Source organism: Streptomyces sp. NRRL F-5123 (assembly GCF_000721495.1).
In the GTDB taxonomy this organism is placed as follows: Bacteria; Actinomycetota; Actinomycetes; order Streptomycetales; family Streptomycetaceae; genus Actinacidiphila.
On record NZ_JOHY01000013.1, the window covers coordinates 90971 to 105531 of the forward strand.

Sequence of the window (14561 nt, forward strand, 5' to 3'; positions counted from 1 at the left end):
GACGTTCCGGCGTCAGCGCACCTCGTACGCCCGGACCATCGTCTGGGTCACCGCGGAGCCCTGGCTGTCCGCCAGCGTGACGCGCAGGTGGACGAAGGCGCCCGCCGGGGCGTCACCGGGAAGCGTGGCCTGCCAGGTGCCGTGGACCTGCCGGACGGTGGCGGTGCGCCAGCCGGTGACCGCGGCCGTCGTCGTCGCGGAGCCGTACGCGTACTCCATGCGCACGTCGTCCAGGGCGACGGCGCCCGCCGTGCCGTCCACCACGGCGGCCAGGCCGATCGTCGTCGGCTGCCCGGCCGGACGGGCGTTGCGCAGGTCGGAGGGGACGTCCACCTCGGGTACCAGGAGCCGCTGGGCACCCTGGGTCTGCGCGCCGGACCGGAAGGTCCACACCGTGTCGTACGCGAGGCCCACCCGGTCGGCGGCGGTGGCCGGGCGCTGCCAGTTCTGGTCGAACGTCAGCTCGGTCATGGCCTGCGGCAGCGTGAAGACGCCCGCCGTGGACAGCTGCGGCACCCCGTCGATCAGGAGCCGGCGGGTGCCCTGGTCGGTGGAGCCGAGGGTGTTGTCGTGGCCGCCGGCGTCGCCGAACGGCGCCATGGTGAAGGTCAGGCGGTCGCTGTCGCGGGTCATGAGCGGGGGGCTGTACGTGTTGCGCACCGGCCCGTAGGGCGACTTGTACCACTCCGCCGTGGAGCTGCCCGCGGCGAAGGCGTGCGGGCCGTCGTAGCCGGTGCTGCCGTACTGGCTCAGGTCGCGTCGCATCAGCGTGGTCCACACCAGGCCGCTGTCGCCGGACGGGGTGAAGTACTCGGTGCGCTCCTGCGGCGCGTGCAGCTGCAGCGTGGTGCCGCCCGCCCACGTGGAGGCGATACCGGGGAGGCCGACCTCGACGTCCGACCAGTAGGTGGTGTCCGACGCGTTCTGCACGTGGTAGCGGGCGTCGGACCGCGACAGATCCTTGTCGCGCACCCGGATCTCGCCGGGGCGGATGGCGTTCTGCGAGGTGGTGGCGAGGTTGTAGAGGTACGGGCTCATGGCGCTCGCGGTGCCAGACCAGCTCACCGTGGCCGTGCCCGTGACGGACGCCGCCGCCTCGGCCTTGAGTGCCAGCGAGTCGTCCCAGGTGATGGTGGCCTGGGGCACGCCCGCGCCGCCGGTGACCTGGAAGCGCCCCTGGGTGCCGGGGACCGCGGCGAGCACGCCGACCGCGCCCGCCTTCGCGGCGGCCGCCTGCCAGGTGTAGCCGTTGCCGCCCCCGGCGCCGGCGTCGACCAGGGCGATCTTTCCCCTGAGGTCGGCGGCGGCGAAGGCGGCGTCCGAGCCGCTGCCGATCGGCACGACCTCGGCGGAGCCCCTGCCGTCGAACTCGGTGCCCATCTGCACCGGCAGCGTGTCCAGGGTGCGGCCGCCGCCGGTGGTGAGAGCGGCGAGCGGCGCGGTCTCCCGCACGGAGGCGAGGAAGGTCAGGTCGGGGGCGTGCGGGACCTTCTGGGCGTAGATCTCCTTGACGTACGAGGGCACCGACTCGACGTAGGACGCCTTGCGCTCGCGGGCGTCGTCGAGGGCGACGGCGAGTCCGACGGCGTAGCCCTGCGCCTGGGCGGGCCGGTCGGTCCGCCAGGAGATCCGGGCGGCGTCGCGGGCGTCGAGGGTGACGGTGGTGTCGCCGCGGACGGTGACCCGCGGGTCGTACAGCTGCGTGACGGAGGCGACGTCGCCGATGTTCCCGGCGGTGTCGCGCGTCATGATCAGGCCGCTGAGCGAGTAGGTGCCCAGCGGGACCCGGATCGTGGTGGCGCCCGCGGCCGGGTAGCCGAGGGTGTAGCGCTTGGCGGTGTCGCGGTGGTCGTCGAAGAGCTGGAACGTCGAGGGGGACGCCGCCCCGTCGCCGTGCCGGTCGACGCCCTTGACGGTCAGGTTCGCCGACGGCGGCTCCAGGTACGCGCCGAACGGGACGGTGACCCGCACCCCGCGGGCGCCGGTGGCGACCAGGCGGCCGGTGACCGTGCCGTAGTCGCCGGAGTCGAGGCGGGCGCCCGGGTCGAGGACGACGGGGACGTCGGCGGTGCCGTGCGCGGGCACGGTGACCCGGGGCAGGCCCGTCCGCGCGAAGCCCGCGAGGCGGGAGCCGTCGTCGCCGCGCACATCGGTGACGCCGACCGTCAGCGTGACGGCGTCGGCGGTGAGGTTGGTGAGCGTGACCGGCTCGGTGACCGGCGCGAGATCCTGCTGCGGGTACGCGAAGTCGCCCAGCAGCGGCTGCGCGTCGCCGACGACCGGCTGCGCCACCGCGCGCGCCACGTCCATCGGGCCCGCGCCCTGCTCCAGGACGGGCACGCCGGTCGCGGCGGCCGAGGAGGTCAGCAGCGCCTTCACCTGGGCCGGGCTGTAGCCGGGGTGCTGCTGGAAGAGCAGCGCGGCGCCGCCGGCGACGTGCGGCGTGGCCATCGAGGTGCCGGACATCTCCTGGTACGCCAGGTCGCCCCGGCCGCCCGCGCGCGCGGCGACGACGTCGACGCCCTGCGAGGCGATGTCGGGCTTGGCGCTCCTGCCGTCCACGGACGGGCCGCGGCTGGAGAAGGAGGCCGTCCTGCCGTCGCGGTCGAGCGCGCCGACCGTCAGCGCGGCGGGGGCGCAGCCGGGCGTCGAGACGGACCGGCGCACGCCCGCGTTGCCGGCCGCGATCACGAACAGGGCCCGGTCGCTGAGGTTCTGCACCGCGTCCACGTCGGGGCCGGTGCAGCTGCTCGAACCGTCGGCGCCGAGCGACATGGAGACGACCGAGGCGCCCTCGTCGACGGCCCACTGCATACCCGCGATGATGTCGCTGGTGGTGCCGGAGCCGTCGTCGCCGAGGACCTTGCCGACGAGCAGGTCGGCCCCGGGAGCCATGCCCGCGTACCTGCCGCCGGACGCGGCGCCGGTGCCGGCGATCGTCGAGGCCGTGTGGGTGCCGTGGCCGGTGCGGTCGGCGGAGTCGGCGCCGCGGACGAAGACCTTCGTCTCCGTGATCCGGCCCGCGAGGTCCGGGTGGCCGGCGTCGACACCCGTGTCGAGCACGGCGACCTTGACGCCGGAGCCGTCGAGCCCTGCGCGGTGCGCGGTGGTGGCGCCGGTCAGGGGCACGGTGGGGCCGGGCAGGTCGGTCACGGCCGAGCCGTGGACCTTGGCGTCGAGCCATATTCGGGTGACCCCGCCGGCCGAGCGCGCGCGCCTGCCGGCGGACGGTACGAGGGCTTGCCAGGCGTCGGCCGCGTCCTTCTTGGCGACGGCGAGGCCGGCGCCGCCGATGGAGCCGAGCGCCGAGGTGGTGGAGACGCCGGGAACGGCGGCGCGCGCCGCCGGGCCGCCCGCGTACTCGACGATGACGGGCACCGTGCCGGTGGACGCGTCGTCGTAGCCGTCGGCGACGAGCGTGCCGATGTCGAAGAGTTCGGGGTCCACGAGCCCCGCGTCGACGAGGTCCTCGACACCCGACGGGAAGACGTAGGTCCGCTCGCCGTCCTGCCACACCGCGGCCGGGTGGTCGGCGCCGGCGACCGGGCGCGGGGCGGCCGACAGGACCCGGCCGCCGGCGGCGACCCGGGCGTCCACGACGTCGCCGGTGACCAGGGTGACGGTCACCGCGCGGCCGTTTTCCGCGGGGGCCGCCGGCAACGTCGGGTCGGCAGGCGCGGCGGCGCCGGCCGTGGCGGCGCCCGCTGCGAGCAGCGCTGCTGCCGCGATCGTGGCGGTGATCGGCCGCCGGGGTCTGGTGCGTCTCACAGATGTTCTCCAGTGCGTCACGGAAAGGGGGTGGCATCAGGGATGCGGGTGAAGCACCAGAGTCACCAGTTCCCGTGCCGCGTGGGGGTTTCGGGGCAGGCAAGAGCGCGCCATGACGCAATTTCGACATCCCGCACCCGGGCCCGCCCTCGCGCCCGCACCCGGGCCCGCCCGGCCCCGCGGAGGACCCGCGGGGCCCGGCGTCCCGCGCCGCGCGTCACCCCCGTGCGGGCAGCCTGCGCAGGGCCAGTTCGGCGAGCAGGGCGGCGCCGTCGGGGAGGACCGCGTCGTCGAACACCGCGTCCGGGGCGTGGTTCCCCGGGGCCGTGTGCGGGTCGCGGTCCGCCGGGCAGGCACCCAGGCTGGTCATGACGCCGGGGACCTCGGCGAGGACCCGGCCGATGTCGTCGGAGACGAGGGCGGGGCGGGTACCGCGCACGAACCGCTCGGGACCGAACAGTTCGGTGACGGCGGCCCGGACGCGGTCGGCCTCGTCGGGGTCGTTGACGGTGGCGGGGTAGCCCGGCGTGTAGTCGATGCGGGCCTCCAGGCCGTGGGCGGCGGCGACACCGCGGGCGGTGGCCCGTGCGACCTCGGCCAGCCGCTCCAGCGTGGGGTCGGACAGCGCGCGCAACGTCGCCTCCAGGCGGGCCCGCTCCGGGACGATCGCGGGCCGGGTGCCCGCGTGCACGGTGCCGACGGTGAGGACCACCGGGTCGAACGGGTCGAACCTGCGGGCGGGCAGCGCGCCGAGCGCGGTGACGAGTTCGGCGAGCGCCGGTATCGGGTCGCGGGTGCGGTGCGGCCAGGCGCCGTGCCCGCCGGCGCCGTGCAGGGTGACGGCGAGGGTGCCGCTCGCGGCGAGCGCGGGCCCCGCGGTGCTGCCGAACTGCCCGGCGGGCGTGTTGGCGGCGGAGTGCAGGGCGTACGCCGCGACGGGGCGGCTGCCGGTGGTCTCCAGCAGCCCCTCGGCGAGCATCAGCCGCGCCCCGTCGTGGCCCTCCTCGCCCGGCTGGAACATCAGCAGCACGTCGCCGGCGAACCGGTCCCGCCGGGCGGCCAGCAGGTGCGCGGCGCCGACCAGCATCGCGGCGTGCTGGTCGTGGCCGCAGGCGTGCCGCGGGCCGTCAGGGAATTCCAGCGCGTCCAGGTCGGCGCGCAGCAGCACCGTCGGGCCGGGGCGCGTACCGGACACGACGCCCACCACGGAGGTGAGCGCCGTGCCGGTGTGCAGCTCCAGCCCGAGGCCGTCGAGCGCGGCGAGCACCGCCTGCTGGGTGCGCGGCAGGTGCAGGCCCGTCTCCGGGCGCTCGTGCAGGGTACGCCGCAGTCGGTCCAGGCCCAGGAGGCGGGCGTCCGCGAGCAGGGCGCTCACCGTACGGCGCCGCGCAGCGCCGGCAGCACGGTCTCGGCGACCCGGTAGGACTCCTCCAGCAGCGGGTTGCCGGACAGGATGAAGGTGTCCACCCCGAGGTCCTGGAACTCCCGCAGCCGGGCCACGACCTGCGCGGTGCTCCCGACGACCGCGGTACCGGGGCCCGGCCGGAACAGGCTCATGCCCGGCCACAGGTTCGGGTGCCTCTCCAGCTCCCGGGCGTGCGCGGGCACCCGGCCGCCGTGCTGGCGGAACTGCCGCGCCCAGCCCTCGCCGTCCTTGCCCTCCGGGTCGCCCAGCATCCGCGCGTAGGTGGCCTGGCTGGTGACGTCCAGCAGCCGGTCCGCGGCCGCCCACGCCTCGTCCTCGGTGTCCCGGACGATGAGGTGCAGCCGCAAGCCCAGGCGCAGCTCGCGGCCGTGGTGGGCGGCGCGCTCGCGCACCCGCTTCAGCTTCTCCTCCAGCAGGTGCGGCGGCTCGCCCCAGGTGAGGTAGACGTCGACGTGCTCCGCGGCCATCTCGATGCCGGCCGGGGACGATCCGCCGAACCACAGCGGGGTGTGCGCGCCGCCCTGGAGCGGGGCCAGGTCGCGCAGCCCCGCGCCGGCCTGGGTCAGCTCGTAGAAGCGGCCCTTGTGGTCGAAGACCTCGCCGGCGGTGAGCCGCTTGACGATGTCCCAGTACTCACCGCTGAGCTGGTAGCGCTCGTCGTGCTCCAGGTGCAGTCCGGCCTGGCGCAGCGCCTCGGTGGAGCCGTTGACGACGTTGAAGCGCAGCCGGTCGGGGCCGAACAGGTGGCTGAAGGTGAGCGCGGTCTTGGCCAGCACGGTGGGGGAGATGAGCCCGGGGTGCACGGCGAGCAGCGGCTTGAAGCTGGGCCGGGTCACCGCGGCGACCGCGGACGCCAGCGGCCACACGTCGTACAGGTCGGTGGCGAACAGCGCCCCGTCGTAGCCGAGGCGGTCCACGGCGACGCCGAGCTGCTGGAGGTAGGCGAGGTCGACTGCCCGGCGCCCTTCGGGCTCCCAGGGGTAGGCGCCCTCGCGCGGGATGATGTACCAGAGGATCTCGGGGCTGGGCACGGTCACTTCTCCGGGGAGTCGGCGGTCTGGAGGGCCTGGGCGGCGGCGGTGTCGAGGCCCGCGTGCCGGGCGTCGGCGACGGTGATCGGGCGGGGCAGGAAGCCGGCCGCGGCGAGGATGTCGGCGGCCTCCTGCTGCTCGGTGACGAAGGCGTCGGAGACGGGTTCGAGCCGCCACGGCAGCGCCGCGAGGGCCGCGCGCCAGTCGGCAGCGGTGCCGCCCTGGTCCTCCGCGGCGATCGCGGCGGCCTCGTCCAGGTGCCCCGCGGCCCAGGCGTCGGCCGCCGCGAGCGCGCGGACGATCAGGGCGACCAGCTCGGGGCGGCTGTCGGCGACGTCGCGGCGGGTGAAGAAGACGGAGCGGTCGGCGATCAGGTCGCCGGCCTCGGCCAGCGTGCGGACCAGGCCCTCGCGCCGCGCGGCGGACAGCTCCGCCCCCTGCCCGACCCAGGCGTCGATCCGGCCGTCCAGCAGCGCCTGGTAGGAGCCTGCGGTGGAGCGTTCGGCGGTGATGTCGGCGCCGTACGACAGGCCCTGCCCGGCGAGCGCCTTGGCCACGAAGTGGGTCTGCCAGGAGCCGATCGCCAGCTGGACGGTGCGGCCCTTGAGGTCGGCGAGCGAGGTGATGTTTCCGTCGCTCACGTCGTCGCCGTCCGCGCGGACCAGCAGGGCGCCGTGGCCGGGCCGCGGCGCCGAGACGGCCGCGTACACCAGGTCGTACCCGGCGGCCTGGGCGGAAAGCGGTGGTGTGGACCCGGTGCCGCCGAAGTCGATGGTGCCGTCGGCGAGGGCAGCGGCGGTGTCCAGACCGCCGATCCGGTGCCAGGCGGCGGTCTCGCCGTGCGCGGCGAGCAGCTCCTCGAGCAGGCCGAGGCGGGAGAGGTGGTAGAGCGACGGATTGGCCGGGTGGACGCCGATGTTGACGGTCATGCGGAGGGCTCCTTGGTGGTGGCCGGTGCTGCGGCGGGCGTGGCAGCGCGGGTGGCGGGTTGCGCGGGTGGGGCTGCTGCGGCGGGGACAGCGGCCTGGGCGGTGGGGACGGACCGGTCGGCCCGGTCCGGTCGGCCGGTACGGGTGGTCGGGGCCGTCGGGGTGGACGGTGCGGCGTCCGGCGTCCGGTGGACGCCGAGTTCGGTGAGCAGCCGGGTGCGCAGCGCGGCGAAGCCCGGGTCGGCGCTGTCGCGCGGGTGGTCGATGCCGATCCGCTCGTCGACGGCGAGCCGGCCGTCCCGCAGGACGGCGACCCGGTCGGCGAGCCTGATCGCCTCGTCGACGTCGTGGGTGACGAGCAGCACCGCGGGCCGGTGGCGGCGGCACAGCTCGCCGACCAGATCGTGCATCCGCAGGCGGGTCAGCGCGTCGAGCGCAGCGAACGGCTCGTCGAGCAGCAGCAGTTCGGGCTCCCTGATCAGCGCGCGGGCCAGTGCCACGCGCTGGGCCTCGCCGCCGGACAGCGTGCCGGGCCAGGCGTCGGCGTGCCGGTCGAGGCCGACCTCGGCGAGGGCGCGCCGGCCGGTCTCCCGGGTGTGCGGGCCGCGCGGCAGGGCCACGGTGACGTTGCGCAGCACCCTCTTGGACGGGATCAGCCGCGGCTCCTGGAAGACCACGGTGCGGGACTGCGGGACGAGCACGGTACCGGCGTCGTGCCGGTCCAGCGCGCCGAGGATCCGCAGCAGCGTGGTCTTGCCGGTGCCGCTCGCGCCCAGCAGCGCCAGGAACTCCCCCTGGGCGATGTCGAGGTCGAGTCCGTCCAGCACGTCGCGGGCGCCGAAGGTGCGGCGCAGTCCCCGGATGCGGACGGCGGCGCGGCTGCCTTCCGGCGGCTCCTGCCCGGCGGCGGAGGGCGAAGGGCCCCGTTCGGTGGTGGTCTCGCTCATCGGGCGGCCCCCTGGGTGCGCCACGGCATCAGCAGCCGCTCCAGCACGCGGGCGACACCGTCGGCGAGCAGCCCGATGAGGGCGTACACCAGGATGCAGACGGTGAGGATGTCGGTGCGCGAGTATTCCTGGGCGGTGGACATCAGATAGCCGATGCCGGCCGTCGAGTTGATCTCCTCCGCGGCGATCAGCGCGATGACGCTGAGCGTCATCGACAGCCGCAGGCCCGAGAGCAGGGCGGGCAGCGCGCCCGGCAGCACCACCTCGCGGACCAGGGCCAGCCGGCCCATGCCGAAGCTGCGCATCGCCTCCACCAGCTTGCGGTCGGTGTTGCGGACCCCGCCCGCCGCCGAGACGTACATCGGGAAGCTGGTCGCCACGGCGATGAGCACCACGCGGGCGGTCTCACCGATGCCGAACCAGACCATGAAGAGCGGCACCAGGGACAGGAAGGGGATGGTGCGCAGCAACTGCAGGGAGGAGTCGAGGAGTTCCTCGCCCAGCCGGGAGAAGCCGGTGACCACGCCGAGCACCAGCCCGGCCGACGCGCCGAAGGCCAGGCCCAGTCCGGCCCGGGTGAGGGACACCGACAGCGCGTCGCCCAGCTGGCCGCTGGTCCACAGCTCCCGGAAGGCCGACAGCACCTGGCCGGGCGAGGCGAGCAACGAGGAGCTGAGGGTCCCGGTCGCGGAGGCCACGTACCAGGCCAGCAGCAGGGCCAGCGGGCCGAGCAGCCGGAGCCCGACGCTCAGCGCGCGCGGTCGCGGGCGGGGTATGCGCGGGCGCGGGGTGACCAGCCCCGGCGCCTCGGGGTCGGCGGAGGTGCCGAGCGGGAGGCCGAGGGCGGCGGAGGGGGCGCTCATTTCGCCGCCGCCGCGGGTGCGGTGATGTCGATGACGTACGGCGTGACGTCGAGGGCGCCCTTGGTGATCTTCTGGTCGGCGAAGAACTGCGCGACGGTCGCGAAGTGCGCGAGCTGGGTGGCGCCGATGGGCTGCGCGGTGCCGAGGGCCTTGTCGATGGGCAGCTGGACGGCCTTCTGCGCGGGGCTGACCGCCTCCGGGCCGGAGGTCGTCTTGACGTTGAGGTACGCCTCCGGGTTCTGCTGCTGCGCGAGACCGGCGGTGTGCAGGTAGTCGTAGAGCGCCTTGACGACCTCGGGGTGGTCCTTCGCGAAGCCGTTGCGGACCGCCCAGACCGCGTAGTTCTCCGAGCCGACCTGGCCGCCGGTGGTCAGGAAGCGGGCGCCGGAGTTGGCGATGGTGGGGACCGAGTACGTGGCCCAGGTGGACCAGGCGTCCACCTGGCCGGAGTTGAAGACCGGGCCGATCTGGTTGGGCTGGAGGTAGACGCGCTTGACCCGGTCCACCGGAACGTGCTGCTGCTCCAGCGCCTTGAGCAGCAGGTACTCGCTGGTGCCGCCGTGCCACACCGCGACCTTCTTGCCGACGAGGTCGCTGACGCTGTTGATGCCGGAGTCCTTCTTCACCAGGATGCCCTCGCCCAGCTGGTCGGGGTCCACGGCGGCGAAGAGCTTGAAGCCGGGGGACTGGGCCAGGGCGGCGATCGCGGAGGTGATCGAGCCCTCGGCGAAGTCCAGCGCGTTGGCGTCGAGTTCCTGCGCGGCGGGAGCGAACGCCCCGGCCGTCCCGGTCCACGCCACCTTGGCGTGCACCTTGGCCAGGGCCTTGTCGAGCGAGCCGTCCTTGCGGGCCAGCGCGAGCACCCCGGAGTTGCCGCCGTCGGGGATGCGGACGGTGACGGTGGTGCCCCCGCCCGAGCCGCCGGCGTCCGCGCGGGCCGACCCGCCGGACGAGGAGGAGCAGGCGGCCAGGCCCAGGGCGGCGAGCAGGGACGTGGTGGCGAGGGTGAGCTGACGGACGTTCACGTGGTTCTCCAGGAGGTGGCCGGCCGGATGCGGCGCGGGGTTCAGGGGGTGAGGGAGGGGGAGGGGGCCGCCGCGCGGGCGGCCAGCAGCTCGCGCGCGAGCCGCAGCGGCTCGTGGTCCGCCCAGGCGGCGACGTCCACCGGGGCGGGGAGGAAGCCGTGCCCGTGCAGGAAGCGCTCCTGCTCGGCGAGCAGCGCGAGCCGCTCCGGGCTCAGGTCGAGGTGCAGGCTGCCCGCGGTGCCAGCGCGGTAGGCGCCGGCCACGCCCTCGGGGCCCGCCCCGGTCTCGGCGCCCAGGATGCGTGCCACCTCGTCCGGGTGGCCCGCGGCCCAGCCGGCCGCGTCGAGCAGCACGGCGAGGAAGCGCACCACCAGGTCGGGGTGCTCGTCCAGCAGCCGCTGGTGGACGGTGATCGGGCGCGGGGTGCCGTTGTTGACCCGGGACCTGCGGTCCGGCACGGCGTCCAGGTCGATCGCGACCTCGGCCCCGTACCGGCGGGCGGTCTCGACGGCGACCGCGCCCTTGACGTAGACGGCGTCGACCCGCCCGTCCCGCAGCGCCGCGAGCTCGCCCTCCCACTGGCCCTGCCGGACACCGGGGACCTCGACGACCTGTGCGTCGTCCAGGGTGAGACCGGCCAGGCCCAGCGCGCCGGCGTGGCCGTGCAGGGCCATGGCCCGCCAGAAGTCGATGGCGATGTCGTGCCGCGGCACGGCGAGCCGGGCGCCGCGCAACTGCTCGGGCGAGCGCAGGCCGCTGCCCTGCCGGACCAGGATCGACTGCCGCTCCTCGATCCAGGTCAGCGCGATCAGCCGGGTGGCCTCACCGCGCGAACGGGCCCACAGCGCGGGGACGTTGCCGCCCTCGCGGAACAGCGCGGTCAGCTCGTGGGTGAAGTGGCTGAGCGGCAGCCCGTCGGACCCGGTGTCGCGCGGGGCGTCGGCGAGCGAGCGCACGGCGATCCCGTCGGGGGCGAACTCCGCTGCCAGGGTGCCGCGGTCGGCGGCGATGCCGGTGGCGGTCGGGACGGGGCAGCGGGTGAACCAGATCTCGTCCGGAACGGACATGGATGCTCCAAGCGGCATGACGCAGGCGGCGGTCGGGGGCGGGGCGCGGGCGGGTCCGGAGCGCGGGGCGCACGGTTCACCACCACGCGGGAAGGTCGTACGCGGAAGGTGTGGCGGTCCGTCAGCGACAGGCGGTGCCGCGGGACCTGCCGAGGTCCAGGTACAGCCGCGCGGCCAGCAGCGGGCGGAACGGGCTGAGCAGGCCCGGCGTCGTCGTCACAGGTGCTCTCCCTTCCGGTGCGGTTGCGGCGTGCGGTCTGCAACGGAGGCTGGCACACATATTCGGCCCGAAGCAATCTTTCCCACCATGTGGCATGGGGTTTGCCGGGCAGTGTTCACGCGAGGGAACACTGGGCAATCTTCCCGCAACATTTGCCAGATCGTGGCAGCCTGCGCATGCTTGGGGCATGACGACGGACGCGCGCACCAACGTCGCCGGCGCGCCGCCGGGAGCGCAGGCGGTCACCCGCGCGCTGCACCTGCTGCACTGCTTCCGCGACAACGCGGGCGAGTTGAGCGCGTCCCAGCTCGCCCGCCGCATGGAGCTGTCGGTGTCGACCGCGCACCGGCTGGCCCGTACGCTGGTGGCGGCCGGCTTCCTGGAGCAGGACGAGCACAGCGCCCGCTACCGGCTCGGCCCCTCCGTCGCGGAGCTGGGCCGGCTCTCCCTGCACCAGCGCGGCATGCACCGGGCGGGCCCCGAACTGGACGCGCTGGCACGGGCCACCGGTACCACCGCCGACCTGGCCATCCGCAGCGGCGCCCACGCGGTGATCCTCGCGGGCAGCTCGGTGCACGCTGCCGCCGGACTCGGCCTGCGCCGCCCGCTGCACTCCACGGCGCTCGGCAAGGTGCTGCTGGCCTGGGCCCGTCCGGGCGAGCCTGACCTCGACACGCTGCTGCCCCTGCACGCGCACACCGACCGCACCATCACCGGCACCGCCGAGCTGCGCGCCGAGCTGGAGCGCGTCCGGGCCGCGGGACACGCCCTGAACGACGGCGAGTCCGCCTACGGGGTGCGCACCGCCGCGGTGCCGGTCCTCGACGCGTCCGGCCACGCGCACGCGGCCGTCGCCGTCCGCGCCACCCCCGACGTCATCACCGACGACCGGATCGGGTGGTTCGTGGCCCGCGCCGCCGCCTGCGCCCGCGCCCTGGAGGTCCTGCTGCTGCCCCCGGCGCAGCGTCACCAGGGCCCGGACGCGGCCGGTTAGCGGGCGCCCGGCGGATCCGCGGGCTCTTGCGCGGCCGCCGGCCGGGCGCCGCCGGGGCCGAGCGCGTACAGGCCCGGGAGGTTCACGACGACGGCCTCCTGGGTGCTGCGGGCGATGACGACCACGGCCTCCGTGACCGGGTCGGGGTTCTCCTCGCGGTGCGGGACGAACGGCGGGACGAAGACGTAGTCGCCGGGGGAGGTGCGCAGCCGTACCTCCTCGGGCGGGTCGCACGAGCCGTCGAGGAAGACGAACTCCGGGTGCCCGCTGACGACGTAGATGGCGGTCTCGGACTCGCCGTGGTGGTGGTCGGAGGAGGACGTCGCCGGGGACACCCGGGTCTGGCCCATCCACAGCTTCTCCGACCCCACCGTCCGGCCGCTGACGGCGGCGAACCTGCGCATGCCGCCCGTCTGCGCCGTGTCGCCGTCCAAGGCGTCGGCCCGGATGTGGTGCAGGCGGGTGAGCGGCCCCGCCGCGTCCGGGAGGTGGGGGTGGAAGCCTTCCCCCGGGGTCGCCGGCTGCTCGCTCACAGGCGTCCCGCCTCGGTCAGCCGGCGCAGGAAGTCCCGGGTGCGCTGCTCGGTCGGCGCGCCGAACACCCGCTCCGGGGACCCTCGTTCGAGGACCACTCCGGCGTCCAGGAAGCACACCTGGTCGGCGACGTCGCGGGCGAACGCCATCTCGTGGGTGGCGATCAGCATCGTCATGCCCTCCTCCTTGAGGTCCCTGATGACCGCGAGCACCTCGCCCACCAGTTCGGGGTCGAGCGCCGCGGTGATCTCGTCGAGCAGCAGCAGCCGCGGCCGGGTGGCCACGGCCCGGGCGATCGCGACCCGCTGCTGCTGGCCGCCGCTGAGCCGGTCGGGGTACTCGCCCGCGCGTCCGGCGAGCCCGAGCCGGTCGAGCAGCTCCAGCGCCTCGGCCTCCGCGCGGCCGCGGGGCACCCCGTGCACCCGGCGCGGCGCGAGCGTGACGTTGTCGAGCACCGTCATGTGCGGGAAGAGGTTGTAGGCCTGGAAGACGACACCGATCCGGCGGCGCACCGCGTCCTGGTCGGTCCGCGGGTCGGTGATCTCCTCGCCGTCCAGGAAGACCGCCCCGTCGTCCACCTCCTCCAGCAGGTTCGCGCAGCGCAGCAGCGTCGACTTGCCCGACCCCGAGGCGCCGATCAGCGCGGTGACGGAGTGCGCGGGCACGTCGAGACCGACGTCGCGCAGCACGACCGCCGGGCCGTAGGTCTTGCGGACCGCTTCGAGCCGCAGCACCGGTTCGTCCGACAACTGCGGGCCCGCGGCGTCCTTGGACAGCGCGTCGGCGGTCATGTGCTCCCTCCCTGCGCCTGGCGCCCGTTCATCCGGGCCGCCACCCAGTCGGTGAACCTCGTCATGGGAATGGTGACGGCCACGAAGACCAGCCCGGCCACGATGTACGGGGTGTAGTTGAAGTCCCGGCTCGCCATGATCTGCGCGGCGTAGACGGCGTCCACCGCGCCGCCGATCGACACCAGGCCGGTGTCCTTCTGCAGCGAGACCAGGTCGTTGAGCAGGGGCGGCACCACCCGCCGTACGGCCTGCGGCAGCACCACGTACCGCATGGTCTGCGCGCTGCTCAGGCCGAGAGAGCGGGCGGCGGCGCGCTGGCTGGGGTGGACGGACTCGATGCCCGCCCGGAACACCTCGGCCACGTAGGCGGAGTACGTCAGGCACAGGGCGAAGCCGCCGAGCAGCACCGGGTCGTTCGTGACGCCGGTCAGCCGCAGCGCGGGGACGCCGAAGACGCACACCAGGATGCAGATGATCAGCGGCATCCCGCGGAAGAAGTCCACGTACGCGGTGGCGAGCGCGCGCAGCGGGAAGTAGACCGGGCCGCGCAGCGTGCGCAGCACCGCGATCAGCAGCCCGGCGACCAGCACCACCGCTCCGCACACCGCCAGCAGCCGCAGGTTCAGCCACAGCCCGTCCAGCACCTTCGGCAGCGCGGCGCGGGCGTGGTGGGCGTCGAAGAACGTCTCCCTGGTGCGCTGCCAGCCCGGTGACTCCACGACCAGCGCGACCAGGACGGCCGCGGTGACCAGCGAGCTGGCCGCGGCCACCGCGAAGGCCCGGCGGGTGGTGGCCCGCCGGTACCGTTCGCGGGCGAGCCGCCGCGCGGAGGGCCGGTAGCCGCCGTCCGGCACGCCGGGCCCGCCCGGCAGGTCCGGCGCGGCCTCGTCCCGCACCGTCATCACGTCACCGCCACGTCGGCAGCGGCCGCGTCGGCACTCGCCACGTCAGCACCACCGCTTCCGTG

General features: G+C 75.1%; 12 protein-coding genes. 1 reads left to right on the plus strand and 11 read right to left on the minus strand.

Features of this window, described 5'->3' with window-relative positions; translation table 11 throughout:
* Positions 1-12 precede the first annotated feature (12 nt).
* The 8 genes from IH54_RS39805 to IH54_RS0115430 all read right to left on the minus strand — a co-directional run bounded on the left by IH54_RS39805 (position 13) and on the right by IH54_RS0115430 (position 11056).
* Positions 13-3768: a S8 family serine peptidase gene (locus IH54_RS39805; RefSeq protein WP_043181006.1), complete on the minus strand. Its 3756-nt coding sequence runs from the start codon at positions 3766-3768 to the stop codon at positions 13-15.
* A gap of 217 nt (positions 3769-3985) precedes the next feature.
* A complete protein-coding gene (locus IH54_RS0115400) occupies positions 3986-5143 on the minus strand; it encodes a M20 metallopeptidase family protein (protein WP_031517037.1) in 1158 nt (385 codons plus the stop codon).
* Positions 5140-6231, minus strand: a complete 1092-nt coding sequence (locus IH54_RS0115405; RefSeq protein ID WP_031517039.1) for an LLM class flavin-dependent oxidoreductase — start codon at positions 6229-6231, stop codon at positions 5140-5142. Before IH54_RS0115405 ends, IH54_RS0115400 begins: the two co-directional genes overlap by 4 nt.
* Complete coding sequence (locus tag IH54_RS0115410; protein ID WP_031517041.1) at positions 6228-7154, minus strand: ABC transporter substrate-binding protein; 927 nt, start codon at positions 7152-7154, stop codon at positions 6228-6230. The genes IH54_RS0115405 and IH54_RS0115410 overlap by 4 nt, the downstream gene beginning before the upstream one ends.
* A complete protein-coding gene (locus IH54_RS0115415; protein ID WP_078862236.1) occupies positions 7151-8101 on the minus strand; it encodes an ABC transporter ATP-binding protein in 951 nt (316 codons plus the stop codon). Before IH54_RS0115415 ends, IH54_RS0115410 begins: the two co-directional genes overlap by 4 nt.
* Entirely contained in the window at positions 8098-8964 is an 867-nt protein-coding gene (locus IH54_RS0115420) for an ABC transporter permease (RefSeq protein ID WP_031517046.1), read from the minus strand. The genes IH54_RS0115415 and IH54_RS0115420 overlap by 4 nt, the downstream gene beginning before the upstream one ends.
* Entirely contained in the window at positions 8961-9989 is a 1029-nt protein-coding gene (locus IH54_RS0115425) for an NrtA/SsuA/CpmA family ABC transporter substrate-binding protein (protein WP_031517048.1), read from the minus strand. Before IH54_RS0115425 ends, IH54_RS0115420 begins: the two co-directional genes overlap by 4 nt.
* A 41-nt stretch (positions 9990-10030) precedes the next feature.
* Positions 10031-11056 (minus strand): ABC transporter substrate-binding protein, encoded by a 1026-nt coding sequence (locus tag IH54_RS0115430; protein WP_234343535.1) that lies wholly within the window; start codon positions 11054-11056, stop codon positions 10031-10033.
* A gap of 407 nt (positions 11057-11463) precedes the next feature.
* Here IH54_RS0115430 and IH54_RS0115440 point away from each other — a divergent pair, with 407 nt between their 5' ends.
* Positions 11464-12270 carry an IclR family transcriptional regulator gene (locus IH54_RS0115440; RefSeq protein WP_031517051.1) on the plus strand — a complete coding sequence of 269 codons (807 nt, stop codon included), beginning with the start codon at positions 11464-11466 and terminating at the stop codon, positions 12268-12270.
* Here IH54_RS0115440 and IH54_RS0115445 read toward each other — a convergent pair.
* Genes IH54_RS0115445 through IH54_RS0115455 form a run of 3 tightly spaced genes read right to left on the minus strand, consistent with a single transcriptional unit; the run spans position 12267 to position 14496 of the window.
* Positions 12267-12803 (minus strand): cupin domain-containing protein, encoded by a 537-nt coding sequence (locus IH54_RS0115445; RefSeq protein ID WP_052397477.1) that lies wholly within the window; start codon positions 12801-12803, stop codon positions 12267-12269. The genes IH54_RS0115440 and IH54_RS0115445 overlap by 4 nt on opposite strands.
* Positions 12800-13594 (minus strand): amino acid ABC transporter ATP-binding protein, encoded by a 795-nt coding sequence (locus IH54_RS0115450; RefSeq protein ID WP_052397478.1) that lies wholly within the window; start codon positions 13592-13594, stop codon positions 12800-12802. Before IH54_RS0115450 ends, IH54_RS0115445 begins: the two co-directional genes overlap by 4 nt.
* Positions 13591-14496 carry an amino acid ABC transporter permease gene (locus tag IH54_RS0115455; protein ID WP_043181016.1) on the minus strand — a complete coding sequence of 302 codons (906 nt, stop codon included), beginning with the start codon at positions 14494-14496 and terminating at the stop codon, positions 13591-13593. The genes IH54_RS0115450 and IH54_RS0115455 overlap by 4 nt, the downstream gene beginning before the upstream one ends.
* Positions 14497-14561 lie beyond the last annotated feature (65 nt).